We start from the raw sequence: 26,275 nt of genomic DNA, 5'->3' as shown, positions 1-26,275 counted from the left end.
AATTTTGTCAGGAAGTGTGTTGTATGGTCAATGGAAACTGTAGGTAGAAGTAAACTGAAAGTATTATGTACGGCTATAGCTGGAATCGTTTTGTTAATTTTAGGCATCCTGGCGAGTATTTCTGTGGGAGCGGCCGATATTGATGCATCAATGGTTTTGAAGTCCTTTTTTGATGCCGACTCGTCCAAGGAACAGACTATTATCAGGACTCTTCGATTGCCACGAGCTTTAGTTGGGGCGTTGGTCGGTGCTAATTTAGCGGTAGCGGGTGCTCTCATGCAGGCTATTACCCGGAATTCATTAGCTTCTCCGCAAGTGTTTGGTGTTAATGCCGGTGCCTCATTTTTTATTGTGTCAGCTTTTGTTTTCTTTCCTAACCTTTCTTCCGTGTCTCTAGTTTGCGTTGCATTCATTGGTGCAGCAATGGGAGGGATGGCAGTCTATTCTTTTGCTTCGGGAGGAGGAATGTCCCAAGTGAAGCTGGCATTGGCTGGAATGGCTGTTCACTTTTTTTTATCTTCTTTAACGCAAGGCATGATCATATTTAGTGAACAAGCGAAAGATGTGCTCTATTGGTTAGTCGGGTCTATTAATGGAAAAACATGGGCGCACGTGAACATGATCCTTCCTTGGTCTCTTTTCGGTCTGCTTGCTGCTGCCATGTTCTCTCGCTCAGTTTCCATCCTTGTCTTAGGAGAAAATATGGCGCAGGGACTTGGGCAGCGGGTGTACCGAATCCGTATTTTGGCAGGAATATTGGTGATCATTTTGGCAGGATCTTCGGTTGCCGTCGCAGGCCCAGTGGGATTTGTGGGATTGATCATTCCTCATATCGTCAGGAGACTGGTGGGCGGGGATTATCGAAGGATCATCCCTTTTTCTGCATTATTCGGCGCTTTACTCTTGGTTTACGCAGATATTCTCGCACGTTTCATCGCTTATCCTTTTGAGTCGCCGGTAGGCATCGTAACCGCTATGATCGGTGCGCCATTCTTCCTTTATTTAGCGAAGAGAGGGAGGAATATTAAGCAATGAAACTAAAACGGACATTTGGGTTGAAATCAACTTTGCCCCCTTATTCCATTATCCTGTTGCTGACGGTTACCGTGCTGATTTTAGCAATCGTGAGCCTGGGCTTAGGGGCCATTTATATTTCACCTTTAGAAATTCTTCAAAATTTCCTTGGAAATGGCATGCAAAGCCAGACATTCATTCTGCATAACTATCGCATACCGCGCATTCTAATTGCCGTGATAGTGGGGGCCGGATTGGCAACGGCCGGGGCCATTCTGCAAGGAGTCCTTCGAAATCCGCTGGCTTCTCCAGATGTGATTGGGGTAACAAAAGGGGCCGGATTGGCAGCAGTTATCGTCATTGTTTTATTTCCGCAATCGCCCATTTTCATACTGCCTCTTTCAGCATTTATCGGAGCGGCGGTCATGGCGGCCATTTTGATGATATTTGTTTATAAAAAAGGAGCACAACCAAATACGATAGCTTTGGTCGGAATCGCTTTAGGGGCCATATGTCAAGCTGGCATAGAGTATTTCATGGTCAAGTTCCCGGATGATGTAAACACGACACTGCTGTGGTTGACTGGCAGTCTATGGGGAAGAGGATGGGATCAAGTATTCATTTTGCTTCCATGTCTTGTGCTTGTACCGGTATTGATTGCATTAACTTCTAAAATGGATGTACTGAGCCTTGGAGATGATATAGCTACAGGTCTCGGTGAAAGGTCAAAATTACTGCGTTATATATTGATAAGCGTTTCTGTCATATTGATCGGAGTCTGTGTAGCTACGGTTGGTTCGATCGGGTTCATTGGTTTGATCGCCCCCCATATTGCAAGGAGAGTGGTAGGGTCAAAATTCAAGGTTTTACTTCCCGCTTCAGCTCTTTTTGGTTCGATCTTTCTACTTGTTGCCGATAGCCTAGGAAGAGGATTATTCCCTCCAATAGAAATCCCCGCCGGAATTATCACTGCGGTGATTGGTGTACCATATTTTTTATATCTATTGCGCCGTGAAAGAAAAATAACATAAGGAAGGCTGAATATCATGACAACATTATCAGCAGAGCATCTTTCGCTCTCTTATGGGGCAACTCAAATCATTGATAATATCGATTTGGAAATTCCTGAAGGTAAGATCAGTATAATCATTGGTTCCAATGGTTGTGGCAAATCTACGATTCTGCGGTCTCTAGCTAGATTATTGATGCCGCAGCAAGGCACGATCTATTTAGATGGAAAGGCCATTCATCAGCAATCTTCCAAAGAAGTGGCCAAGAAATTGGCCATCTTGCCCCAAGCTCCGGAAGCTCCGGAAGATATAACCGTTAAAGAACTATGCTATTATGGCAGGCATCCGCACAAAGGCTTATTTTCCAGACAAACCCCAGAAGATCATAGGATTGTCGACCGTGCCTTATCAGCAACAAAAATGACGGAGTTCGCTGATCGGACATTGGATGCATTATCTGGAGGACAAAGGCAAAGAGCATGGATTTCGATGGCCTTGGTACAGGATACCGACCTTTTACTGTTAGATGAACCGACAACCTATCTGGATTTAGCGCACCAAATTGAAATATTGGAATTACTGCGCGATTTAAACGAAACGTATGGACGCACGATTGTCATGGTTCTGCATGATTTGAATCAAGCGGCACAGTATGCCGATCATCTGATTAGCATCAAGCAGGGAAAAATCTATAAAGAGGGACCGCCTGAAACGGTATTCACAAAAGAGATGATCAAGGACGTTTTCAGACTGGAATGCTGTATTATTGAAAACCCTGTTGAGCAAACGCCTCTATGCATTCCCATTGGTTTATCTCAGGATTAGAAAAACTAGCGCCGGCCGTGCAGAAGTAATTAAGTCAACATATTCATTGTTGGCTTTTTTGCTAATATACGAAGGAATGTTGGATAGGGGTTGTTAAGATATTTTAGATCAAGAGGTTAAATGTTAAAATGGAAAGACTTATATATTAAAGGAGACAACTATTTTGGAAGCCAAATGTATTACATTCTATGAATTTGGGGATCCGCAAACGGTTTTAAAAGTTGAAAATAAATGTATTCAAAAACCTTTCGAGGGGGAAGTCCTTGTTCGGATGATCACACGTCCCATTAATCCGTCTGACTTGCTGCCCATTCGCGGTGCCTATTCCCACAGAATCCCCTTGCCTTCCATACCTGGTTATGAAGGGGTCGGCATTGTTGAAGAGGTGGGTCCAGCAGTTTCGAAAGAGCTGATAGGCAAGCGTGTTCTGCCTTTGCGCGGTGAAGGGACCTGGCAGGATTATGTTAAAACATCAGCGGAGCTGGCGATCGTCATTCCGGATTCGATTGAAGATCATATAGCAGCGCAATTATATATAAACCCGATAACCGCATGGCTTATCAGTACAGAAGTATTAACTTTGAAACCGGATGATGTATTACTCGTAAATGCTTGCGGATCTTCCATTGGCCGTATACTCGCCCAGTTATCCAAGATTCTTGGATTTAAGCTGATTGCTGTAACGAGAAACGATAAGTATACGGAAGAACTGCTTGAACTTGGTGCGTCATATGTGATCGATACGTCCCGATCATCATTGCAGGATACAGTGATGGAAATGACGAATGGGCGCGGCGCGAAAGCGGCCATAGATTCAGTGGGCGGCATCGATGGTTCAGAACTGGCTTTTTGTGTACGGCCTAATGGCATCTTATTAACGATTGGCCTTTTATCAGGACAGTCTGTGAATTGGGCGAAAATTTCACAAAGGACAAAAGTGGATGTTAGAATGTTTCATCTTCGGCATTGGAATCAGCAGGCTTCCGTTCGAACTTGGCATGAAACATTTAACCTTTTGATGGGGTTCATTGCAGATGAAAAGTTGAAGTTCATGATGCCGGATTCCCACTACAGCCTTCAAGATGTTCAAGAAGCGATTATTGTCACGAGCAATAAAGGGAAGATATTTTTAAGCAGCTGATTTCGCAAAGGATAACCACTTAATTGAAGGAAGCATTCATCTTGGTGCTCTTCCAATAGGTTCCTAAGGTAAAGTGAAATGGCCCCTGATAATATGGAATTACTTGATTACCTGTAAGGTGCTAGTTTAGAATGCGGAATAGGACATGTTGATACTGATACGACTTTGGAGGAAATACTTATGAAAACAATATATGTGGATGCTACATTTTTTACGATGGACAAGGAAAACCAAATCATTGAAAACGGCATGATGATTGTACAAGATCATACCATATCCTACATCGGCCAGCATGATGAACAACAATTGGCAGATGCAGATCAAGTGGTCAACCTTGGCGGGAAATGGATCATGCCAGGCCTTGTGAATGCCCATTCGCATATTGTAATGACCCTTTTACGCGGTATCGGGGACGATATGCTGCTGAAGCCATGGCTTGAAACGAAAATATGGCCGATCGAAAGCCAGTTTACAACGGAAATCGCCTCTGTAAGTTCACAGCTAGGCATTATGGAAATGATGAAATCAGGAACCACGACATTTTCGGATATGTTCAATCCTAAGGGAATAGATGCCGGTGCTGTCATGGAGACGATAGGCGAAACAGGAATGCGCGGAGCCTTTTCCTATACAATCTTCAGCTTGGGTACCGAAAATGACCAGAAAGCGAACCTCATGGGGGCTGAGCAGTTTTCAAAAAACTATAAAGCATTTGCCGATGGCCGCCTGACTACCATGGTCGCACCGCATAGCCCATACGCCTGCACACCTGAAGCGATCATGGAAAGTGCACGAATTGCAAAAGAGAATGATTTGATGGTGCACATCCACGTATCGGAAACGGACTTTGAAATCCTCGACATCGAAAAACGGTACGGATCCCGTCCTGTCGAGCACCTTCGCCGTCTAGGCCTGTTCGATCAGCCTACAGTGATGGCACATGGAGTGGTCCTTAATGATGAAGAGCGGGCGATCCTAAAACAGCATGATGTTCGCGTTGCCCATAATCCGATCAGTAATCTGAAGCTCGGATCTGGGATAGCCGATGTCGTCAGCCTTCTTGATGCAGGCATTAAAGTGGGAGTGGCAACAGATGGCGTCGCCTCCAATAACAACTTCGATATGTTCGAAGAAATGAGGACAGCCGCATTGCTGCAAAAAGGAATGTATAAGGATGCCACAAAATTCCCTGCCCAAACAGCACTCGCCATGGCCACAAGAATGGGCGCCGAAGCGATAGGCATGGGTCACACAGGATTACTGGAAGCTGGTAAAAAAGCGGATTTCATCACCATTTACCCATATAACAAAGAACACCTGCAGCCACTGAGTGAAGCCTATTCGCACCTGCTTTATGCAGCACGCGGAAATGACGTATGTGATGTATACATTGATGGCAAAATGGTCGTGAAAGATGGCCGCTGCTTAACGATCGATGAAGAAAAAGTAATCGCCGAAACCAATCGTCTGCAAGGAACCCTATCACGATAACACTGATGGGAGAACAACCGGATGCACAGAAGAAAGGAGCTGCCATTTGCAGCTCCTTTTTTTTATTGGGGTGGGAGTAATATGGCAGTAAAAAAGGAATGGCCGCTAGTATCGTGGAATAAATTATTTTTAACACTTAGAAATCCGTTGTGAGTCCAGTTACGAAGTAAGCCAGCTAAAAATAGTAATATAATGGGGACGGCAAAAACGGTTAAAAACGAGATAATGCCGCTGACCGCAAGATGAGCCAACTGCTAATCAGCAAGCAGCTGGATAAAAAAACTTAAATCGCATGGTTCATGAATTACTGAAAATCTACGTATTAATTATTCACGATTTTCCTATTTGGTTTCTTCGAGGGAAATGGTTGAAAAAGGAGGATAAGATGAATGGACAGGGAATCTTCATTATTAAAAGAGCATTTGTATCAGCTGGAGGAGAAATTGTTAAAATCTGAAGTTCGTACATCTCCAGAAGTACTTTCATCATTATTGAAAGATGATTTCTTTGAGTTCGGCAGTTCAGGTAACATATGGACAAAAAGTGATTTTATGGGGCAAGAGGGAGCCGGAGCGGTGAACATGACACTAAGTCAATTTGAGATGCATCCATTGTCTGATGATACCGTGCTAACTACATACCGGATTTTTGATGAAGATAAGCTGGAACATACCTTAAGAAGTTCAATTTGGAAGTGTGCGAATGGAAGATGGCAAATGTTTTTTCATCAAGGCACAAAAACAAAAGGGCTCCTTTATGCCCTTTTTTTTTATGAAAAAGAAAGTTTTCCCTGCTTGAAAACTATTTCACTAAAATGATAGGGGTGGATGAAGTTGATCTTTCGGACCATTGATACGGACAAAGATAAAGATACTATCATTAATTTCCGGAAAGATTCCTTTGTTGTAAGTTTTGGAACTGATGCTGGTTTGGGAGATGAACATGCATATCTGCAACGAATGGAAGAAAGGGTCCGCAAATTTCCGGATGGACAGGTGATCATTGAAAAGGACCAAGAACCGATTGGACAAATGGAACTTCAAATTCGGGAGTATGAAGGAACTGAAATTGGCTATGTGAATCTATTTTATCTTATTCCCGAATACCGCAGTAAAGGCCTTGGCAAGGAATTGGTTCGCTACGCAGAAAACTTTTTCAGGCAATTTAATGTATCCGAATATCACTTAAGGGTTTCTCCGGATAATCAAAGGGCGATTTCTTTATATACGAATTCAGGCATGGTGAAGATAAGGGAAGAAAATGAAAAATACCCTGTATGGAGAATGAGTAAATCATTATATTAATATAATTAAAAAGTATCGATTCACTATACTATGAAACTATTTATCGCGATGAAAAATATGGTTGACTTTAGTGGAATTAGAATATATAGTGAAGGACATAATTAAATATAACGTTAATTCTTATCAAGAGATGTGGAGGGACTTGGCCCTATGATACCTCGGCAGCGGGTTTTTACTTTTGTAAAAATACTGTGCTAATTCCAACGGACGAAAGTTTGAAAGATAAGAAGGAGCTTTTCTTAGATAATTAATTTTAAGAGTTTACTCTTTTTTATGTCTAAAAGAGGCCTCTTCTGTCTGATGACGGAAGAGGCCTCTTTTGTTAATTCAAAATGTATATGGTTATTTGGAGAATTGGTGCAATTACTCGTGAATTTCGCAGATTTACTCGTGAGTTTGGTGCAATTACTCGTGAATTTCGCAGATTTACTCGTGAGTTTGGTGCATTTACTCGTGAATTTTGCAGATTTACTCGTGAGTTTGACAGAATTTAACCCTATCATTATGAAGCGTTGCAAAGCTCTTCTCTCTGGATAAGGAATTCGTACAAATAAACAGCATGGGGGGAGATTGGATGATTGAGTTTCAAGGTGTTAAAAAGGTTTATCAAACAAAGAAACAGACTGTCGAGGCTTTGAAGGGCATTGATTTGACAGTGGAAAAGGGGGATATATTCGGGGTAGTCGGTTATAGCGGGGCCGGAAAGAGTACGTTGATCAGGTTGGTCAATTTGCTTGAACATCCTTCAGATGGTTCGGTGGTTGTTGGGGGCAAGGATTTAACCAAATTAAGCCCGAAGGAATTACGGGCAGAAAAGAAAAAAATCGGGATGATCTTTCAGCATTTCAACTTACTAAACTCAAAAACTGTTTTTGATAATATTGCCATGCCGCTGGTTTTATCGGGAACTCCGGCTAAGGAAATCAAAGAACGTGTAGGCGAGCTATTGGAGTTCGTTGGCTTATCGAGCAAAGCAAAGAGTTATCCGGAACAATTATCCGGCGGGCAAAAGCAGCGGATCGGCATTGCGAGGGCATTGGCTACGAATCCATCGATCTTATTGTGTGATGAAGCTACGTCGGCATTGGATCCACAAACAACGAGTGCAGTTCTGCAGCTCTTAAAAAAAATTAATAAAGAATACAATATCACCATTTTGCTAATCACTCATGAGATGTCTGTCATTCGGGAAATTTGCAATAAGGTAGCGGTCATGGAGGGCGGCTGCGTCGTTGAACAAGGTTCGGTTTTCGAAGTTTTTGCCAAGCCGCAAACGGATATTGCAAAAAACTTCGTGAGAACGGTCATACATGACGAAATTCCACAAAGTTTCTTAAAAAGCATAGGGTCCCATATCCCGATTATTTGGAAAATTAATTTTATTGGAACTACTTCGGGTACTCCTTTACTTTCAACCATCTCGAAGAAATATGATGTTCATTTAAGTGTCTTATCAGCCAATATTTCTGAAATCCAAGAAACGCCTTTCGGGAATTTGATCATCGAAGTAACGGGGAGCAAAAATGAGGTCGACAAGGCTTATCAATATATTAAAGATGAGGGGATTCTCGTCCAGGAGGTGCAAGTATAAATGGGTAATACGCTTTGGGGAATGGAAATAACGGCAGACCAGCTGTCGACAGCTTTCGGTGACACACTTTATATGGTAGCCATCTCATTGATATTTTCCGGATTGATCGGGCTTCCGCTCGGTATCCTGCTTGTCATTACAAGAAAGGGTCACATCCTGGAGAATAAATGGATTTTTAATGTATTGAACCCGATCATCAATATCCTGCGGTCCGTTCCTTTCATCATCTTGCTTGTAGCACTCATTCCGTTTACAAGAATGATTGTCGGCAGTGCAATCGGAACGAATGCGGCCATTGTTCCGCTAATCTTTTACGCGGCTCCTTATATTGCACGGCTTGTGGAAAACTCGCTGTTGGAAGTGGACAAAGGGATCATCGAGGCAGCTCAGGCGATGGGGGCGACAACATGGCAAATCATTTACCGCTTTTTGATTCCCGAGGGACTTAGTTCGTTAATCCTGACATTTACAACAGCGACAATCGGGCTTGTTGGATCTACGGCGATGGCAGGTGCCGTCGGTGCAGGCGGGGTCGGGGATTTAGCCTTGGCTTACGGTTACCAAAGGTTCGATACGATGACGATGATCGTCACAGTGGCGGCGCTCGTGATCATCGTTCAATTATTGCAATCCACCGGGAATTTTGTTTCAAGAAAAATCAGAAGAAGATAAAACTAACAGGAGGCAGGAAAAATGAAAAAAATCTTATTAACGATCATGGTATTGGCATTGGCCATCGTGGCTGCAGCATGCGGGAACAAAGAGGGTGCTTCAGGGAGTTCGGATGATGTGAAAACAGTGAAAGTCGGTGTCAGTAGCGGGGATACGAGAACATGGGAATACATTGTCGATTTGGCGAAAGAGGACGGACTTAATATCGAACTGGTCACTTTCAATGATTATATCCAACCAAACCTTGCGTTAAGCGAAGGTGAAATTGATGCCAATTCATTCCAAACGGTCGCCTATTTTGATGAATTCGTTCAAGATCAAAATCTGAAATTGGAGGCCATCGGGTCGACTGTCATTGCACCTATGGGCCTTTATTCGAAAAAACATAAAAGTCTCAAAGATCTTCCGGATGATGCTACGGTAGCCGTTCCGAATGAAGCAACAAACTTTGGCCGTGCACTGCTCCTGCTTCAGGAAGCTGGATTGATTACATTGAAAGAAGAATTCAATGGATCGGGATCATTGGAAATCATTAAGGAAAATCCGAAAAACCTGAAAATCCAGCCTGTTGCTGCCGGCAATACACCGCGTCTATTGGATGATGCCGATGCTTCAGCCATCAATAATAACTTTGCCGTCGAAGCAGGCCTTACATTAAAAGATTCTTTATTCCATGAAAGTAAAACGGCGAAACCATATATTAATATCATTGCAGTTAAAAAGGGTAATGCCGATCGTCCTGAGCTGCAAAAATTAGTGGAGCTTTATCAATCGAAAGAAGTGGAAGCGTTCATTGAAAAAACGTTTAAAGGAAACACCATTCCTGCCTATGTTTCTGTAGATGAATTAGTGAATTACCAGGATGCATGGACAAAACCAGCTAATGAAAAGTAATGGATGTATTCAAGAAAAAGGGGAGATTAAGACATGGCGAGAGAATCAGTGCTGAAGCAGCATAAGCAAATCATTGAAGACCATATCGACCTTCATTCCGAATTATATATCGAAACGAGCCAAGCCATTCATGCCAAACCTGAAATTGGGAATCAAGAGTTCTTCGCTTCGGATACATTAACCGGAATACTTCAAAATGAAGGATTTGAAGTGACCCGCAATATTGCCGGGCATGAAACAGGGTTCATCGCCAAAAAAAACTCTTCAAAGAAAGGACCTACAATTGCCTTTTTAGCCGAGTATGATGCATTGCCGGGTTTAGGCCATGCTTGCGGCCATAATATCATCGGCACAACGAGTGTGGCGGCAGGCATTTCCCTGGCTCAAGTGCTGGAGGAAACGGGCGGAGAGGTGATCGTTTTCGGAACACCGGCTGAAGAGGGCGGGCCGAATGGAAGTGCAAAAGGAAGCTTTGTGAAGCACGGTCTATTTGATGGGGTGGATGCGGCCATCCTTATCCATCCTGCAGGAAAAACGGGTGTAACAAGTCCGTTTTTGGCTGTCGACCCCCTTGATTTTCATTTTTACGGGAAGTCAGCACATGCAGCAGCTGCACCTGAAGAAGGCGTGAATGCACTTGACGGGGTGATTCAGCTGTTCAATGGCATTAATGCTTTGCGCCAGCAGCTCCCGGCCGAGGTCAAAATTCACGGAATCATCACCAATGGCGGGGAAGCGCCTAACATCATTCCTGATTATGCTTCCGCCAGATTTTACATTAGGGCAACAACATGGAAACTTTGCCAAGAAGTATCCAATAAAATACGTGCTGTTGCTGAAGGGGCAGCACTTGCCACCGGAAGCACGGTTAAAGTGGAACGTTTCCAAAATGAAGTACTCGATTTTGTCATCAATCCAGTTCTAGATGAACTGCTAAAAGAAGAACTGACTCAATTAGGGGAAGCGGTGGCTCCTCGAAAAGAGAGTGGCTTTGGCTCGACGGATGCAGGTAATGTAAGCCATGCAGTGCCGACAGCACATCCTTATATAAAAATTGGACATGATGAGTTGATTGCCCATACGAATGAATTCCGCGACTGTGCCAAATCTCCTGCTGGAGACAAAGCCATCCTGACCGGAGCAAAAGCTCTAGCACTTACAGGGTATAAATTGCTTTCGGATATAGACCTGTTGGATCAAGTGAAAGCGGCATTTCATGAGGCGAAGCAAACGGAAAAATTTTGAGTAGCAGCCATTATTTTTTCGATTCTTGTATAATCACCTAATAACCTTATTATCTCGTTAATCCCTGTGATTCTTGCGTTATACATTATTGTCACGAACAGTTATAAGTAAAGGAATGAATTTTATTTGTTTCTTTCTTATTCTGTTCTTTTTATTTCCCGTCACTTTCTGCATAAAATCCTTCAAATTCTTACTTAATTGAGTAACTTCTTTCCTGACATTTCAGATTCCCCCTACAATTTTTCACTCTATAACAATTGGTATAGCAGGTTTAGCCTTTACTTGTTGACATTTTAGTACGGTCGTACTAAAATGTGGGTATGGTGAAAACAAAAGATAAAATCATTCGAAAATCAGTAGAACTTATCTCTCTATATGGTTATGTTAATTTTTCCATCGGAAATGTTGCTAAGGAGGTTCAGGTAAGTAAAGGTGTTGTAAATTACCATTTCCCTCAGAAAGAATTATTATTGGAAGCAATAATTACTCAATATTATGAAAAAGCGGCCATTTATATGGGAGAGCACATGATCTTGGAGGAAGATGCAAAAAGGATGTTAGAATCATACATCGAGTCTAACTTAAGATTCGTGTCGGAAAATAAAGCAGAAACATTGGCAATAACGGAAATAGTACTTAACGGAAGAAATGAAAACGGAGAATTGATCTTTGTGGATGAAAATAACAGCATATTAAATCCACTAATCGAGATTTTTCAATACGGGCAGGATGTTGACAGGAGTTTTAGAAAATTTCCTCCTGAAATAATGGCTAGAGCAGTTAGAAACGTAATTGATAGCTTTAGTTCAACGATCGCAAAAGAAGAAATGACTGATATTGATTCTGTAATAATGGAAATAAAAACCATATTTGATAAAGCCACCGAAAGAAGTGATTAATAATGTCTAAAATTACGAATGAAGTACTAAGATTTATAGGGATTGTCCTATTTATATTTGCAGTTCAGGGATTGATAAGACCATTGTTCAACATGTTTTTTGGTCATTCGTTAACTTTTAACTTATTCTCTCTTCCAAGTACAGCTTCACTCGTCCTCTATGTGATCATTTTAGTATTAGGAATATGGTTAGTTAAAAAGACAAAACCATTCGACAGTGAAAAAAAATAATGGCTTTATAAAACATTGCCTTTTTCCCCAGGAAAAAAATAGTTGACTACGGAGCATGTAGTTAGTATTATAATAATACCAAGTAATTAAATAGGAATTATGGGTTAATTGACCGGAAAACCGGAGACTTTTCTTTCATGTAAAGAGGTGTCTCCGGTTTTTTTGTGAATGGGCAAGTCAATACGTATTAAAAAGGAGGATTTATCATGGGTTCATTATTGCGTAAAGCCATTGAGAAAAAAAGGAACTTCCTGATCAACAAGTTGATTAACAAGGGAGTTTACAAAAAGAATGACATCCATCTATTTGAATTGACCTTAACCGATTTAGAGAATGAATATATTAAAATAAGTAAAATTGAGGAGAAGGAATCCGACGATCATTCCCCCTGTCTAAGGAAACATTTCATATTCTATGAGAATAGAAGGAGAGGGTGAAATGGGGAAGGGCTTGGAAGAAAGGCGGAAGGAATTAATCTATAAACTTATGATCCATACTGTAAATAAAACGGTGGAACAGCTTATGAAGTTAACCTTGAAAGAATTGGAAAAAGAATATAAAAAGGTTCAAAATGACTGTCACCCCCATAGTGATGCGGGTTCTATACATTGGGTCCATACAAAACGGCAGTAGGGTGAATGTGGAACATTAATTCACCATAAAAAATTTCATCATTTTACTAACGGCTGCTTGTGCTGATTCTGCATGATATTTTGAATGGTAAGGGTCGCTGAATCCGTGTTCCCCCATGAATTTATGAACTTCGACATCCTTACTTTCTAAAGCTGAAATTAACTCATCGACATTAAATGATGGCTCTTCTAGTGGGAAAAATAGCAGTGCAGGGCATCGTGGCGCCAATTCTGCATAATTCCTAATACGCGAACCGTAGTAACCAACAATTCCATCGACACCCTCTTCCTCACTGCACAGCCAAGCTACAGTTGCCCCTGCACTGAATCCAAGAATGAAAATCTTTTGGTATTCATCTTTAATATCCGATATTATATCCTTTATCTTATATAAAGCATCCATGAAACCTACGTTCTCCATAAAATGTCGATAAGCAGCATCCTCTTGGGAATAATCAAATGGCATCCCACGTCCTAACAAATCCGGACAGATCACATCAAAACCTTGATTTGATAATAACTCACAATAACCCTGCATATGTTGATTCAGTCCATATATTTCGTGAATGACAATGATGACAGTATCGGATTTTTTCTGTATGTGCAGCATTTTTTACCTCCTTATGCGAATTTCTTCTATTATAAATACAGCCGTCTCCCTTCAGACGCTATATACGAAGGGGCATAGCAGTGATTTTTTAATAAACATGGAAATGAACTAGGTTCTCTTTCAAATGAATGATTAGGTATAGGGAAGTTCTTTTCCTTCTAAACATGCCTTTAAGTTAGCCAAACTAAGTTCATATCCGTCCATGTTAATGGATACTCTAGTGCCTTCGGATTCTGGGAATATTTCAAAAGTGAAAACGAGTTTATCCGTATCCGAAGAATAAGAAAACCTTTCGTAAGGGATTATCTCTTGGATTGTAAAGCTCATTGGGATGCTTTCATTCTCTTTAAGATTGTTATGTGCACTAGGCATTAATACGAAGATTGCCTTCTCTCCAACCTGGAGTTTAGGAATATTCCATTTTGAACCCGGGGCATACCATTTAGAAATGATTTCATCATTCGTGATCGCATTCCAAACCGTTTCCTGGTTTTCATGAATTAGAACAGAGTTCCTATCATTATTCATTTGACTAACCTCCGTATTTTTCCTTGGATTATATAGAAAGTTCAGGAAATATACAAGACCCCGCTAAGATTCTTTAACCGCGTGACAATATTGTAAGACGGCAGCTTAAACTGTTAGGAAGAACGATGGCGATATATTTCCTTTCTCTTTAATATGTAAGAAAAAGAGGAAGGTTGGGTATGAAATGGACTTTTTTGAGTTGAATACCAATGTATTCAGAATGATCAATGACTTAGGGAAACAGTACGATTATTTAAACCCTTCTGCCATTTTCATTGCCGAGTACATGGTATTTTTATTAGCTTTGGCAGTCATCGTAATATGGTTCACTCGAAATGAACAGAGTAGGATGATGGTTGTTTGTGGGATGATTACGTTTGTAATGGCTGAAATGATGGGAAAAATGGCAGGGAGGTTACATTCGAACAATCAGCCATTTGCCGAATTGGACAATGTTCATAAGTTAATTGAAAAAGCAGTGGATAATTCATTTCCAAGCGACCATACCATCTTGTTTTTCTCGTTTTGTGTATCTTTTTGGCTTTTCAAAAGAGGATGGTGGTTGTTATGGATCATGTTGGCTTTCCTTGTTGGCATTTCCCGTATTTGGGTAGGTGTCCACTTTCCGGCGGATGTGCTGGCAGGAGCAATACTGAGCACCATTTCAGGATTGGCGGTTTACCTTGTTGTTCCTAAAATAAGCTTGATTCACAAATTATTAGGGGGATATGAGAGGTATGAAGAAATGGTTCTATCCCCGTTAACTAAATCGAAGGAAAAAAAATCAAAGGATTTGTAAGCGAAAACAGGGTTGCTCAGGCAGCCTTTTTTTATAATACAAAAATATCCATATGGTGATTCTGATGGTAAAATTAAGTGAAAGCAATCCATCGCAATGGGGGGATTAATATTGATTGATATCCAAGAAATCAAAGACATTATCAGGCATCGCTATCCATTTCTTTTAGTTGATAGAGTTTTGGAACTGGAAGAAGGAAAGAGGGCGGTGGCCATTAAAAACGTTACGGCAAATGAAGAGTTTTTTTCTGGTCACTTTCCCGATTACCCAGTGATGCCAGGTGTGTTGATCGTAGAGGCATTAGCACAGGTAAGTGCTGTTGTCATGCTTACAAAAGAAGAAAATAAAGGACGGATCGGGCTTTTGGCCGGGATCGATGGATGCCGTTTTAAAAGGCAAGTAAAACCAGGGGACCAATTACGTTTAGAAGTGGAGATTACTCGCTTGAAAGGTCCTATCGGTAAAGGAACAGGCAGGGTTACTGTCGAGGGGGAAACTGTATGCGAGACAGAGCTCATTTTTGCTTTTGGTGATTGATGGTGATACCGATAAAAAAAGCTTACGGGTATGTGACAAGAATCAATAATGGAGAAACACAGGTATTGGTTTTTCAACATCCCATTAAGGAAGCCGGTATACAGATACCCAAGGGAACGGTGAAGCCTCAAGAAGATGCTTACCAAGCAGTGATCAGGGAAATGAAAGAAGAAACAGGTCTGGAAAATTTTCATGTGGAGAAATTAATAACAGAAGATTTTTGGGAGAACGTCGATGGTGCCATACATAATAGATATTTTTATCAAATAAGGGTATCGAATGTTCCTGATGAATGGGACCATCAGCCGACGGGTGGAGGAGATGAAGCGGGGCTGACATTTCATTTCTTCTGGATTTCATCCGAACATGAAGTGCAACTTATCAAAGGGCATGGAGATTATTTAGACCGGATATTTACCTAACCTGCAGTTTATCACAGCCGGCCAAGATCATTATTGATCTTGGCCGGCTGTTTTTTAATGATCAGGTTTGTTTCTCGGTCATGAAAGTTTTTACGGTTGGCGGTTCATATGTAATGAATTGATCAAGAAGCCCATTTGGTTCAACATCCACCAGCGCCATGGAACGGAATTTTTCATGCAGGAACTGTTCGTCGGACATATGGTTGAATAAAGCGACCAAAGGATCATAATAGTGATTGATATTTAAGAGTCCGCAAGGTTTTTGATGAAGACCAAGCTGAGCCCAAGTGAAAATTTCAAAGAATTCTTCCAATGTTCCTGGCCCGCCTGGCAAAGCCATGAACCCATCTGCAAGCTCAGCCATTTTTGCTTTTCTTTCATGCATGGATTCCACGACGATCAGCTCGGTTAAGTTCTTATGTGCTATTTCCTTTTTTTCCAGGAAATCTGGCATTACGCCAATTACATTTCCGCCTGCTTCCAAGACGGAATCTGCAACTGCACCCATGATTCCTACACTTGAGCCTCCATAAACAAGGGTAATCTTACGTTTTGCCAATTCCTTACCCAGTTTTTTAGCCTCTTCTACATAGACAGCAGATGCACCTTTGCTTGATCCACAAAATACAGCTAGACTTTTCAAAATTTCACATCTCCCATTTAGTAATCTTCCTTTCTTATCATACAAAATTAAAGGGGATTTGTTAAACTTGAATGATAAAAAAGAAGGGTGGATGGATATGAACGTCACTGAATTTCAACAATGGATAAAAGATTATTATGAAGCACGGGGATGGTCAGAATTGGACATTTTCATTCGCATTGGCTTTTTGGCAGAAGAAACTGGCGAGGTTGCACGAGCCATCCGCTCCCTTGAGATCGGCAGAGATAGACCTGATGAAGTTATTGGTTCGTTTGAGGAGAACATACAGGAGCTAACCGAAGAATTGGGAGATGTGTTAGGAAACTTGATTGTGATTGCGAACAAATACAATATCCCCTTGGAGGAAGTGTTCAATGCCCATAAAAAGAAACTATCTGAACGTTATAATCAAGCATAAGTTTCTTCTCGTTTAATAGGTGAACAAGAAGTTAATTTCAGTAAACCTGTGAAAGAGCTGTGACTATCAGCTCTTTTTCTTATGGGGCAAACGATAGTTTATCATTCCATTTTATTCCTTAAAAAGAAATACTTTCAGTCTTTTATCCCCCTCCATTAATAAAGAATTCACAAAATATGGGTAGTATGCGCGATTGAGATTGGATTTTATTGGGTATACACTTGGATTAAAGGAATGAACGTTCATTCCGCATCTTTTGAAAAAAGGGGGGATCATTATGATCACGGCAGCAAATAAACGAGACAGTATAGTAAAAAGCGCTTTAGTGCTTTTCGCAGAACGGGGTTATGATGCGACGACGATTCCGATGATTGCTGCATCGGCAGGAGTTGGAGCGGGTACCATTTATCGTTATTTCGAGAATAAGGAAGTGCTGGGCAACAAGATCTTTCAAGAGTACTTGGATATTTTCACTGAAACGGTCAAGAATGGATTTCCTCATGATGATTCAATTCGCACGCAGTTTCACCATATTTTTAAAACGATGGTTCACTTTACAACCGAGCAGGACCAAGCTCTTTATTTTATTAAAATCCATAGTGGGGCCCATTTTTTAAATGAAGATAGTCATGCCAGCTTTCAAGGGCTATTGAATATATTCAAAAACTTCTTTGATTCAGGAAAAGAGAAAAAAGAAATTAAGGAGCTTCCTTCCTCAGCTTTGATTGCCATCATTTACGGAGCTTTTCTTGAGCTTGAGCGACTTGTTCGCATCGGGGAGTTAGAACCTGACCCAAAACTTTTGGCGGATGTGGAAGAAAGCTTTTGGGATGCAGTGCGATTGCATGTTTAAGACACTTTCAATATAAACGGAATGAACGTTCATTCCGCAATCTAACTATCGTAAAGAGGTGCTAATAAAATGGAAAATACTACTCAGTTTCCACAGCCAAAGACATATGGCCCCCTAGGCAGCCTGCCTATCATTGATAAGGATAAGCCGCTTCAGTCTTTCATGAAGCTGGCACGAGAATTTGGGCCGGTTTTTCAGTTTCAATTTCCAGGTCGAATCACTACATTCGTATCCAGTGCTGCCCTCGCTAAAGAAATATGTGATGAAACAAGGTTTGATAAGAAAGTCGGTCCAGCCCTGCAGAAAGTGAGGGCGTTTGGCGGTGATGGTCTCTTCACAAGTGAAACGAAGGAACCGAATTGGAAAAAGGCCCATAACATCCTGCTGCCCAGCTTTAGCCAGCAGGCAATGAAGGGCTATCATACTAAAATGGTGGATCTTGCTACCCAACTCATTCAAAAATGGGCTCGCCTGAATCCGGCTGATGAGATAGATGTTCCTGAAGATATGACACGATTGACCTTGGATACGATCGGACTATGCGGGTTCAATTACCGCTTTAACAGTTTTTATCGGGAGACCACCCATCCATTCGTCAACAGTATGGTGCGTGCGTTGGATGAAGCGATGAGCCAAACGCAGCGGCTTGGAATCCAAGATAAACTGATGATCAAATCTAAAAAACAATTCAGGGAAGACATTCAATATATGTTCTCTCTAGTGGATGAATTGATTGCTGAACGAAAACAAAATGGCGATCACGGAGAGGATGACCTTCTTTCCCATATGTTGAAAGGAGTCGATCCTGAAACGGGTGCATCACTGGATGATGAAAATATTCGTTTCCAAATCATTACCTTTTTAATAGCTGGGCATGAAACGACGAGCGGTCTCCTATCGTTCGCCATCTATTTCCTCATGAATAACAGAGACAAGTTAAAAAAAGCGCAGCAGGAAGTCGATGAAGTGCTGGGTGATGATGTTCCTGATTATAAACAAGTGAAAAAACTGAAATATGTCCGGATGGTACTGAATGAAACGCTTCGTCTGTGGCCGACAGCTCCGTCGTTTTCCGTTTATGCGAAAGAAGATACCATCCTGGATGGAAAATACAATGTGAAGAAAGATGATGTGTTCTCACTGCTCATTCCCGAGCTTCACCGTGATCCATCCGTTTGGGGTGATGACGTTGAATCGTTCATTCCTGAGCGGTTCGAGGATTTGGATTCCATCCCTTATCATGCGTATAAACCGTTTGGAAACGGGCAGCGCGCCTGTATCGGACAGCAGTTTGCCCTTCATGAAGCGACACTGGTACTTGGCATGGTTTTACAGCACTTTGACCTGATCGATCATGAAGAATATCAATTGGAAGTTAAAGAAACATTGACTCTTAAACCGGACGGATTGACCATGCGCGTTTCACCGAGGAAGCCGGCGATGTCGTTTACCGTTGCTTCTTCAGAACCAAAGTCTCCGGAAAAAGGTGCCGCGGTATCTCCAACCGAATCAGTACATGGAACACCATTACTCGTCCTGTTTGGATCAAACATGGGAACAGCGGAAGGTATTGCTCGCGACCTTGCCGAAACAGGGAAGCGGCAAGGCTTCCATGCCGAAGTTGCCCCTTTAAATGATTACACCGATCGGCTTCCCCAAGAAGGAGCTGTTCTCATAGTCTCGGCATCTTATAATGGAAATCCCCCTGATAATGCAGGTGACTTCGTTTCATGGCTGAAGGAAAACCATGGTGGCACATTGGATGGTGTTCACTATGCGGTCTTCGGCTGCGGGGACCGCAATTGGGCCAATACGTACCAACGCATTCCAATCTTCATTGATGAGCGGCTGGAACAAAAAGGAGCAGTGCGGCTGACAGAAACAGGCTATGGGGATGCAAGCGATGACTTTGAAGGGGATTACGAGAAATGGTCAGAAGCCCTTTGGCCGAATCTTGCCGAAACCCTGAACATTGAAGTGAATAAGAATGATAGGGAAGTCAGCTCGATTACGATGAACTTCGTAAGTGATGTGAGCGGCACACCGCTTGCCCGCACCCATCATGCGTTTACATCCATTGTAAAAAGGAATACTGAATTACAGCATGAAGATAGCGGAAGAAGTACACGTCATATCGAATTAACGCTGCCAGAGGGAATACACTATCAGGAAGGCGATCATCTCGGGGTGCTTCCGCAAAATCCAGCGGAACTTGTCGAGCGAGTGCTCAGTCGATTTAACCTAAACGGCCAAGATTACGTGAATCTGACTGGGGATTCCGGAAAGGCTGCGCATCTTCCTACAGGAAAACCGGTAAAACTGGAAGAGTTACTATCAAACCATGTGGAGTTCCAAGAACCCGCCACCCGATCTCAAATACGGGCGCTTGCCACACATACGGTATGTCCTCCACATGTAAAAGAACTTGAAGATCTTCTATTGGATAATACCTATAAAAAAGAAATCCTGAACAAGCGCATAACCATGCTTGACCTAATCGAAAAGTATCTTGCATGTGAAATCCCGTTTGAACGTTTCCTGGCTTTACTGCCACCTTTAAAAGCAAGATACTACTCCATCTCAAGCTCACCACTCCACAACGAAGGAGAAGCAAGCATCACCGTAAGCGTCGTCCGTGGAGAAGCCTTGAGCGGCAACGGGGAATACAAAGGAATTGCATCGAATTATTTGGCAGAACGCTCCCAAGGAGACAAAATAGCCTGCTTTATCAATACGCCGCAATCCAACTTCCAGCTGCCGAAGCAAACAGAAAAACCAATCATCATGATCGGCCCTGGAACAGGCATTGCACCATTCAGGGGATTCATACAATCACGTCGCGCCTTGAAAGAAAAAGGTGAAACCCTAGGGACGGCCCACCTCTACTTTGGATGCCGTAATCCGGAACACGATTTCCTCTATCAAGAAGAACTCGTCCAAGCCGAACAAGAGGGCCTTGTAACACTGCACACCGCTTACTCCAGATGTCCCGGTCAAGAAAAAACATATGTCCAGAACCGATTGGCGGAAAACGCCCAAGACATCCTTCCTTTATTAAAAGAAGAAGGAGGACACCTATACATCTGCGGAGACGGAAGCAAAATGGCGCCAGATGTTGAACGAACCATAATTGACAGCTATATGCATATCTATCAAACACACAGAGAAGAAGCCACAGAATGGCTGCAATCATTAGAGGAGAATGGCAGATATGCGAAAGATGTTTGGGCAGGAGCATAAATAAGAAAAGCAGCGATCCTTAAAGGAATCGCTGCTTTCTTATGAAAATACGAACTCATGAGTAAAATAGCGAAACTCACGAGTAAATTGCAAATTCACGAGTAAAATAGCAAAACTCACGAGTAAATCGCTCAAACTCACGAGTAAATAGTGCAAATTCACGAGTAAAACAGCAAAACTCACGAGTAAATTGCTCAAACTTACGAGTAAAATAGCGAAACTCACGAGTAAATTGCGAATACACGAGTAAAACAGCGAAAATCTCGAGTATATCGCTCAAACTCACGAGTAAATCGCTCAAACTCACGAGTAAAGTGCGAATACACGAGTAAAATAGCGAAACTCACGAGTAAAATAGCAAAACTCACGAGTATATCGCTCAAACTCACGAGTAAAATAGCAAAACTCACGAGTAAATCGCTCAAACTCACGAGTAAAGTGCGAATACACGAGTAAAACAGCGAAAATCTCGAGTATATCGCTCAAACTTTCGAATATATCACTCAAACTCTTGAATATATCGCCCAAACTCACAAATATATCAATCAAACTCACGAATATATCACTCAAACCCTCGAGTGATGACGGAGAGCGTTTACGGATTCCATTTTCATTGTTAGAATTTGAGAATGTGTTAATACATTGGAGGCAGTGGAAGTGCGGGATGTTTGGTCATGATCCTTCTTATTTATATGTGTTAAGTATTTTTTACTTCACTCCCATTAACCAGCTTAGCCATGATGTGGCACGAACTAACGATAAAGGGGTTCTTTTTTTAATGTTTAAGTATACTGTTTGTTTTGTAAAGAAGAATAATGAACTTCTCATGCTTAACCGGGAGAAAGCTCCAATTATGGGTGTCTGGAATGGGGTGGGGGGCAAAATCGAGAAAGGTGAAACACCTGATATGGGTGCGCAGCGTGAGGTATTTGAGGAAACGGGGATAGAGGTAGAGTCCTTTTTTTCTAAAGGAACCGTAAGCTGGGAGACTCCAGAAGGTGAATTGGATGGAATATATGTATATTTGTATATGGCGGATGAGGATTTAACTTATGAAACACCGAAAAAAACGCGGGAAGGCATTCTTGATTGGATACTCCATCCGCTTAATCTCGGAATTGCTGAGATGGTTTCACAGTACTTGCCGATTTTATTGAAAAAAGAAGGAAACTATACATTCACTTACAAAAATGGTCAAATGCATAGATCTTGAAACCGCCTTACTCATTCTGAAATCTCGTATCCTTTTGAAACTTGAATCCTTAAAGGCGAACTTCATCAGAATAATAGTGCTTTATATGCCTATCTGCTAATTACCGGAAGTGTTCGATTTTGTTAATAACTGGAATAGAGGAACCTCAAAAAGATATAAAAGGAGTTTTTTTGAGGTACGCTGTTGTCTCATTATTTCTTTGCGTTGTTTCCATACTGGGTTTCTTAATGGACTAACAACGTTAGTTCAATAAATGTTTTCGGCACCCTTGCAATTAATAAATAGTTGAAGAATATATAGAATAAAACGGGAGGTGTGTGGGAGGAAAATGAAGATAATGGAACTGCCAATTGAATTTGAATTTAATGGACAAAAAAATCACATTAATCCTAGCTTGATTATTTCAAAGAATGAACTAACCTTGGTCGATACAGGGTATCCAAATTTTTTACCTTTCATTGAAAATGAAATTTTTAAAAATGGTTATGACATGAAGAATTTAAGGAATATAATCATTACTCATTATGATATTGATCATATAGGCTCCTTATATGATTTCAAGGAAAGGTATCCTCACATTAACTTGATCGCCAGTGAAGTGGAGGCAAAATATATTAGTGGTGAAATGAAGTCAGAGAGATTGGTTCAAGCCGAAGAAATGCTGGAAAATATGCCAATTCAAGAAATCGAATTCGGGAAATGGTTTATCCAACAATTAAAGAATTTAAAGCATGTTTCAATTGATGAAAAGGTACATGATGGTGATTGGATTTTGGATAACGAATGTAGAGTAGTAACAACACCGGGACATACTTCAGGTCATATTTCATTATATTTTCCACGTTTAAAAACTGTAATAGCAGGTGATGCAGCTGTTATAGAGAATCATGAATTGCTCATTGCCAATCCGCACTTTTGTTTAAATGTCGAGAAAGCAGAACAGTCTTTAAGAAAGATTAAGGATCTACAAGCTGAAAACTACTATTGTTATCATGGTGGGACATTCACTTTATAATGGAGTTTTGCTTATGATTGGAGCTGTCTTTAAAGGCAGCTTTTTCAATTGTGTTTGAAGTATTTATTGCGGGTGGTGTCAGCTTGGCTTATACAGAAAAAACCGAACTTCTTACAGTTCGGTCAAGCGAAGGTGTGGGATATAACCCTTGAATGAATTTTTGTAGAATCATAATATCTTAATAATTCTGCTGTTCACTTCCAACAGGAAATGAAACCCCCATAGATCGTAAAGCTTCTTTTGCTTGATTTAAATAGGATTCTGCTTGTTCTTGCCATTTGATAATCACTTTAATGAAGGCTATATAATTAGGGCTTGCATTTTCCTCCATTATCTTTAATCCTTCACGTACTTTTTTATCTTGGGTTTCAGCATTCACTATACAAGTTGTCATTGTTTCTACAATGGTTTGCTGTTGCTCACCATTTTTTAGCCTTTGGGCTGACCCCACTGCGGTTACACGGTGATAGGATGCTGGGATTAGATGGTTATGCATCTCGCGACTTCCTTTTAAATCTTTGGTTTCAGGTATATGGAAAAGCTCACTGCTCATAGCACATACCATTTCTTCAGCATATAAACTTTGGTGCAACATATATAAAATAGGTTCCCAGTTGTTTACTCGATAATAATAATCATTCGGATACAAAAAAACATCTCCTCTTTCAGTACAGTTTATAGTTATCATTTAGGATCGAAATGAATGAAATTGTATTTTCCATCTTATGTTTATGAATGTTGTCCAGTTCAAATAATATTGCATAGGTTAAACTTGGATATCTGATTCGTGAATGTCAAATTAAAAATGTAACTTTACCACCTTGGAGATGGGAACTGTTGCTGTCATTTTCCTGATTGGAGCATAAGATGATATAGCCCATTTATTCCTCATTAAAAATAAGGAGATGTTTCTATATGTCAGGTTGTGAACAGGGTTTTGACAGCGGGTTTGGATTTGGTGGAGGTTTCGCCTTAATAGTCGTTTTGTTTATACTCTTAATCATTATTGGAAGTAGTTGTTTTTAAGGCGGGAAAGAGCGGCTTCTGCTAAAAAAAGCATAAAATAGCCCGACCATTATTGGTCGGGCTCGAACTGTAGATAATTGGGTCTGTCTGCAATTATTAAAAAACGTTCGGAGTTGATTTCAGAAATCCGCTCCCTTTCCGCCGATTGTCTGCCAAGCCTCATTACCGCAAGCGGCTGTGGGATCTCGGCTAGCCAGTTATTCGGCAGGAGTGTCGCAAATTCTTCAATCTAATAAGGTTTCATTCCATATCGAAAAGTGAAAATTAATGAAGGATAAGCGGGTCTTCATTTATATGGTCCGGGGTGAGAACATTCCGGAGATTTGCAGACTAACTCGATAATAATTAAGTTGTCAAAACTTGAACATTTATTTCCACTCTAGGCATTCGCTTTCGGCGGGGGGCTCGCCCTCGGCACTTTTGCGGCTGGGGGATCTCTCGCAGGAGTCTCGCACCTTCCAATCGAATCAACTAGAATGTTTTTTTACTAGACTTAAATCAGCTTAGATACTGCTTTAATATACCTAATCCTATTTTTAACTCATCGAATGAGTTTGTGGAAGAAAGTGCAATGCGCAAATACATATCAGGGGTGGTCTGCCCGCTTTGAAAACGATTGGAATGAAAAACCCGAATGCCGCGCCTTTTTAAATCGGTTTCCAGCTGTAACGCATCGTTATGCCCTTTAATTGGAAGCCAGCGATATAGACTGAGAGGATGTCCGACATCGTTTCTTAAGGGGAAATATTCCGAATAAATATCATTTGCAGTCTGTGCAAGCCGTTTCTTATGAGAAACAATTTCATGGGCCTTTCCTGATAGGATTAGCTCTGTTATAACCTCTGCATCAAAAGAAGAGGTCTTTACATTTATGTTGAAAATGGCCTGGGAAATTTTCTCGCGTAATGTTTCTCCATAAACCATATAGGCAACTCTTAATCCGGAACATATGGACTTAGAGGTGCCGCAAATATAAACACTCTGTTCCGGAAGCAACTGGAACATCGGCTGCCGGTAGTCGGGGATAATGCCTGCCGTCAGAAATGCATGAATATCATCCTCAATCAAAATTAAACGATGCTTTCGGATGACCGCTGCCAATTCTTGCTTTCGAATATCCGACATCATGATTGTGGTTGGATTGTTGCAAGAGGGCATCAGAAATATGCCGTCAATATTTGTTTGACAACATTGCTTTTCAAGTTCATCTGGCAGCATTCCAAACTGGTCCCCGGAAATGGGCACTAATTTAATATGAAACATCTTTGCCAGTTCGATAAAGTTTGAATAGGTGTATAAGTCGGTTGCAATTCTATTACCAGGCTCAAACAAGGCAGCGAGGGCAATAGCCAATGCATTTTGGGCACCGGAAACGATGGCTATATGCTCCTGATCCGCGTGAATGCCGAAAGATTCCATCCAGTTTAGAGCTGCTGTTTTTTGATGTGGAATACCAGTCGGATCATTGTAATTCAGCAGCTGCTCCAAATAACTTTTGTTGACGGTTTTTTGTAAAGTTTCTGAAACGATATCATTGGTTTGCTCAAAAGATGCCACAAAACCAAGATCGATGCTGTTTGCCGTTTTATCCGCGGAAATGGTTATCGAACGAGTGGCATTGGGAGCCACGAAGGTTCCGCTTCCCGTAACGGCATATATCAATCCCTTTACCTCGCATAATTTGTAGGATCGGGTAATCGTGGTGAAGTTTAAGTCAAGAAAATCTGCCAATTCTCGTTGAGGGGGCAACTTTGTTCCAGGTGCTAAAAAACCATTTATTATATCTTGTTCAAGTAATGATGCAAGAGATTTATAAAAGGGACGCTTTAATGCATTCTTATCAGGTTTCCAGGACATTGGATAATTGTCAAATGAATTTACTGGCATACTTCACCTCTCCTAGTCTTATTCCATACAATCATATCATTTTTTGTATGGAATTCTAATATTGAAACGGTCGGCTTTTAAAGAATATAAGGTGATTAGCCTATCAGACTCCCCCATTTTGATAAAATGGGGGAAT

At 41.2% G+C, this 26,275-nt stretch carries 31 protein-coding genes and 1 riboswitch; of the genes, 24 read left to right on the top strand and 7 right to left on the bottom strand.

Annotated features, from left to right (window positions below; translation table 11 throughout):
• Nucleotides 1-30 precede the first annotated feature (30 nt).
• The 15 genes from MHB45_RS19150 (at nucleotide 31) to MHB45_RS19080 (ending at nucleotide 12,949) form a co-directional block, all read left to right on the top strand.
• The gene (locus MHB45_RS19150; protein ID WP_202186612.1) at nucleotides 31-1,035 is read left to right on the top strand and encodes a FecCD family ABC transporter permease; all 1,005 of its coding nucleotides are present in this window, start codon (nucleotides 31-33) and stop codon (nucleotides 1,033-1,035) included.
• Nucleotides 1,032-2,045: a FecCD family ABC transporter permease gene (locus MHB45_RS19145; protein WP_072273532.1), complete on the top strand. Its 1,014-nt coding sequence runs from the start codon at nucleotides 1,032-1,034 to the stop codon at nucleotides 2,043-2,045. The genes MHB45_RS19150 and MHB45_RS19145 overlap by 4 nt, the downstream gene beginning before the upstream one ends.
• A gap of 15 nt (nucleotides 2,046-2,060) precedes the next feature.
• Nucleotides 2,061-2,849 carry an ABC transporter ATP-binding protein gene (locus MHB45_RS19140; protein WP_072273531.1) on the top strand — a complete coding sequence of 263 codons (789 nt, stop codon included), beginning with the start codon at nucleotides 2,061-2,063 and terminating at the stop codon, nucleotides 2,847-2,849.
• A 163-nt stretch (nucleotides 2,850-3,012) separates the two neighbouring features.
• Complete coding sequence (locus MHB45_RS19135; protein WP_072273530.1) at nucleotides 3,013-3,990, top strand: zinc-dependent alcohol dehydrogenase family protein; 978 nt, start codon at nucleotides 3,013-3,015, stop codon at nucleotides 3,988-3,990.
• 180 nt (nucleotides 3,991-4,170) lie between these two features.
• On the top strand, nucleotides 4,171-5,481 hold the full coding sequence (locus tag MHB45_RS19130; protein ID WP_072273529.1) for an amidohydrolase family protein: 1,311 nt from the start codon (nucleotides 4,171-4,173) through the stop codon (nucleotides 5,479-5,481).
• 389 nt (nucleotides 5,482-5,870) lie between these two features.
• Nucleotides 5,871-6,299 carry a nuclear transport factor 2 family protein gene (locus MHB45_RS19125; protein WP_072273528.1) on the top strand — a complete coding sequence of 143 codons (429 nt, stop codon included), beginning with the start codon at nucleotides 5,871-5,873 and terminating at the stop codon, nucleotides 6,297-6,299.
• Nucleotides 6,300-6,308: 9 nt separating this feature from the next.
• A complete protein-coding gene (locus tag MHB45_RS19120) occupies nucleotides 6,309-6,785 on the top strand; it encodes a GNAT family N-acetyltransferase (RefSeq protein ID WP_065421239.1) in 477 nt (158 codons plus the stop codon).
• Nucleotides 6,786-6,902: 117 nt separating this feature from the next.
• Nucleotides 6,903-7,014: riboswitch (SAM riboswitch) on the top strand.
• A gap of 44 nt (nucleotides 7,015-7,058) precedes the next feature.
• Nucleotides 7,059-7,322 carry a hypothetical protein gene (locus MHB45_RS19115; protein WP_202186610.1) on the top strand — a complete coding sequence of 88 codons (264 nt, stop codon included), beginning with the start codon at nucleotides 7,059-7,061 and terminating at the stop codon, nucleotides 7,320-7,322.
• Between the two features lie 37 nt (nucleotides 7,323-7,359).
• Nucleotides 7,360-8,376 carry a methionine ABC transporter ATP-binding protein gene (locus MHB45_RS19110; protein WP_072273526.1) on the top strand — a complete coding sequence of 339 codons (1,017 nt, stop codon included), beginning with the start codon at nucleotides 7,360-7,362 and terminating at the stop codon, nucleotides 8,374-8,376.
• 21 nt (nucleotides 8,377-8,397) lie between these two features.
• Nucleotides 8,398-9,048, top strand: a complete 651-nt coding sequence (locus tag MHB45_RS19105) for a methionine ABC transporter permease (RefSeq protein WP_048687362.1) — start codon at nucleotides 8,398-8,400, stop codon at nucleotides 9,046-9,048.
• 21 nt (nucleotides 9,049-9,069) lie between these two features.
• A complete protein-coding gene (locus MHB45_RS19100) occupies nucleotides 9,070-9,942 on the top strand; it encodes a MetQ/NlpA family ABC transporter substrate-binding protein (RefSeq protein ID WP_048687354.1) in 873 nt (290 codons plus the stop codon).
• 33 nt (nucleotides 9,943-9,975) lie between these two features.
• Nucleotides 9,976-11,187, top strand: coding sequence for a M20 family metallopeptidase (locus MHB45_RS19095; RefSeq protein WP_340908036.1), 1,212 nt, complete (start codon nucleotides 9,976-9,978; stop codon nucleotides 11,185-11,187).
• Nucleotides 11,188-11,510: 323 nt separating this feature from the next.
• Entirely contained in the window at nucleotides 11,511-12,086 is a 576-nt protein-coding gene (locus MHB45_RS19090) for a TetR/AcrR family transcriptional regulator (protein WP_048687351.1), read from the top strand.
• 436 nt (nucleotides 12,087-12,522) lie between these two features.
• Nucleotides 12,523-12,753, top strand: coding sequence for a Fur-regulated basic protein FbpA (locus MHB45_RS19085; RefSeq protein ID WP_048883158.1), 231 nt, complete (start codon nucleotides 12,523-12,525; stop codon nucleotides 12,751-12,753).
• A 1-nt stretch (nucleotide 12,754) separates the two neighbouring features.
• Entirely contained in the window at nucleotides 12,755-12,949 is a 195-nt protein-coding gene (locus tag MHB45_RS19080; RefSeq protein ID WP_081088710.1) for a hypothetical protein, read from the top strand.
• A gap of 15 nt (nucleotides 12,950-12,964) precedes the next feature.
• Here MHB45_RS19080 and MHB45_RS19075 read toward each other — a convergent pair whose 3' ends face one another.
• Complete coding sequence (locus tag MHB45_RS19075; protein WP_048687344.1) at nucleotides 12,965-13,558, bottom strand: dienelactone hydrolase family protein; 594 nt, start codon at nucleotides 13,556-13,558, stop codon at nucleotides 12,965-12,967.
• A 132-nt stretch (nucleotides 13,559-13,690) separates the two neighbouring features.
• Nucleotides 13,691-14,086: an SRPBCC family protein gene (locus MHB45_RS19070; RefSeq protein ID WP_048687342.1), complete on the bottom strand. Its 396-nt coding sequence runs from the start codon at nucleotides 14,084-14,086 to the stop codon at nucleotides 13,691-13,693.
• A 184-nt stretch (nucleotides 14,087-14,270) separates the two neighbouring features.
• Here MHB45_RS19070 and MHB45_RS19065 point away from each other — a divergent pair, with 184 nt between their 5' ends.
• The 3 genes from MHB45_RS19065 (at nucleotide 14,271) to MHB45_RS19055 (ending at nucleotide 15,844) form a co-directional block, all read left to right on the top strand.
• Nucleotides 14,271-14,885, top strand: a complete 615-nt coding sequence (locus MHB45_RS19065; RefSeq protein WP_048687339.1) for an undecaprenyl-diphosphatase — start codon at nucleotides 14,271-14,273, stop codon at nucleotides 14,883-14,885.
• A gap of 111 nt (nucleotides 14,886-14,996) precedes the next feature.
• The gene (gene fabZ / locus MHB45_RS19060) at nucleotides 14,997-15,422 is read left to right on the top strand and encodes a 3-hydroxyacyl-ACP dehydratase FabZ (protein ID WP_048687337.1); all 426 of its coding nucleotides are present in this window, start codon (nucleotides 14,997-14,999) and stop codon (nucleotides 15,420-15,422) included.
• Between the two features lie 2 nt (nucleotides 15,423-15,424).
• Entirely contained in the window at nucleotides 15,425-15,844 is a 420-nt protein-coding gene (locus tag MHB45_RS19055; protein ID WP_375792920.1) for an NUDIX hydrolase, read from the top strand.
• A 61-nt stretch (nucleotides 15,845-15,905) separates the two neighbouring features.
• Here the strand turns inward: MHB45_RS19055 and MHB45_RS19050 are convergent, their stop codons facing one another.
• Nucleotides 15,906-16,487, bottom strand: coding sequence for an LOG family protein (locus MHB45_RS19050; protein WP_048687334.1), 582 nt, complete (start codon nucleotides 16,485-16,487; stop codon nucleotides 15,906-15,908).
• 97 nt (nucleotides 16,488-16,584) lie between these two features.
• On the opposite strand from MHB45_RS19050, the gene MHB45_RS19045 reads away from it, so the two are divergent.
• From MHB45_RS19045 to MHB45_RS19035, 3 genes are all read left to right on the top strand, one after another.
• Nucleotides 16,585-16,905 (top strand): MazG nucleotide pyrophosphohydrolase domain-containing protein, encoded by a 321-nt coding sequence (locus MHB45_RS19045; RefSeq protein WP_072273849.1) that lies wholly within the window; start codon nucleotides 16,585-16,587, stop codon nucleotides 16,903-16,905.
• 277 nt (nucleotides 16,906-17,182) lie between these two features.
• Complete coding sequence (locus MHB45_RS19040) at nucleotides 17,183-17,758, top strand: TetR/AcrR family transcriptional regulator (RefSeq protein WP_034304153.1); 576 nt, start codon at nucleotides 17,183-17,185, stop codon at nucleotides 17,756-17,758.
• A 69-nt stretch (nucleotides 17,759-17,827) separates the two neighbouring features.
• On the top strand, nucleotides 17,828-20,998 hold the full coding sequence (locus MHB45_RS19035; RefSeq protein ID WP_072273523.1) for a bifunctional cytochrome P450/NADPH--P450 reductase: 3,171 nt from the start codon (nucleotides 17,828-17,830) through the stop codon (nucleotides 20,996-20,998).
• 76 nt (nucleotides 20,999-21,074) lie between these two features.
• Here the strand turns inward: MHB45_RS19035 and MHB45_RS19030 are convergent, their stop codons facing one another.
• Nucleotides 21,075-21,284 carry a hypothetical protein gene (locus MHB45_RS19030; protein ID WP_142953124.1) on the bottom strand — a complete coding sequence of 70 codons (210 nt, stop codon included), beginning with the start codon at nucleotides 21,282-21,284 and terminating at the stop codon, nucleotides 21,075-21,077.
• Between the two features lie 17 nt (nucleotides 21,285-21,301).
• The gene (locus MHB45_RS19025) at nucleotides 21,302-21,553 is read right to left on the bottom strand and encodes a hypothetical protein (protein WP_142953123.1); all 252 of its coding nucleotides are present in this window, start codon (nucleotides 21,551-21,553) and stop codon (nucleotides 21,302-21,304) included.
• A gap of 223 nt (nucleotides 21,554-21,776) precedes the next feature.
• On the opposite strand from MHB45_RS19025, the gene MHB45_RS19020 reads away from it, so the two are divergent.
• Nucleotides 21,777-22,211, top strand: a complete 435-nt coding sequence (locus MHB45_RS19020) for an NUDIX hydrolase (RefSeq protein WP_340908035.1) — start codon at nucleotides 21,777-21,779, stop codon at nucleotides 22,209-22,211.
• A 328-nt stretch (nucleotides 22,212-22,539) separates the two neighbouring features.
• On the top strand, nucleotides 22,540-23,226 hold the full coding sequence (locus MHB45_RS19015; RefSeq protein WP_048687130.1) for an MBL fold metallo-hydrolase: 687 nt from the start codon (nucleotides 22,540-22,542) through the stop codon (nucleotides 23,224-23,226).
• A gap of 178 nt (nucleotides 23,227-23,404) precedes the next feature.
• Here MHB45_RS19015 and MHB45_RS19010 read toward each other — a convergent pair whose 3' ends face one another.
• Nucleotides 23,405-23,875, bottom strand: coding sequence for a hypothetical protein (locus tag MHB45_RS19010; RefSeq protein ID WP_237766623.1), 471 nt, complete (start codon nucleotides 23,873-23,875; stop codon nucleotides 23,405-23,407).
• Between the two features lie 266 nt (nucleotides 23,876-24,141).
• Here MHB45_RS19010 and MHB45_RS19005 point away from each other — a divergent pair, with 266 nt between their 5' ends.
• Entirely contained in the window at nucleotides 24,142-24,252 is a 111-nt protein-coding gene (locus MHB45_RS19005; RefSeq protein WP_072273522.1) for a YjcZ family sporulation protein, read from the top strand.
• 498 nt (nucleotides 24,253-24,750) lie between these two features.
• On the opposite strand, the gene MHB45_RS19000 is transcribed toward MHB45_RS19005, so the two are convergent.
• Entirely contained in the window at nucleotides 24,751-26,139 is a 1,389-nt protein-coding gene (locus MHB45_RS19000; RefSeq protein ID WP_048687132.1) for an aminotransferase-like domain-containing protein, read from the bottom strand.
• Nucleotides 26,140-26,275 lie beyond the last annotated feature (136 nt).

The sequence above is a fragment of the Peribacillus sp. FSL K6-5616 genome, assembly GCF_038008245.1.
In the GTDB taxonomy this organism is placed as follows: domain Bacteria; phylum Bacillota; class Bacilli; order Bacillales; family DSM-1321; genus Peribacillus; species Peribacillus frigoritolerans.
This window is presented reverse-complemented; position numbering and strand designations above follow the sequence as displayed.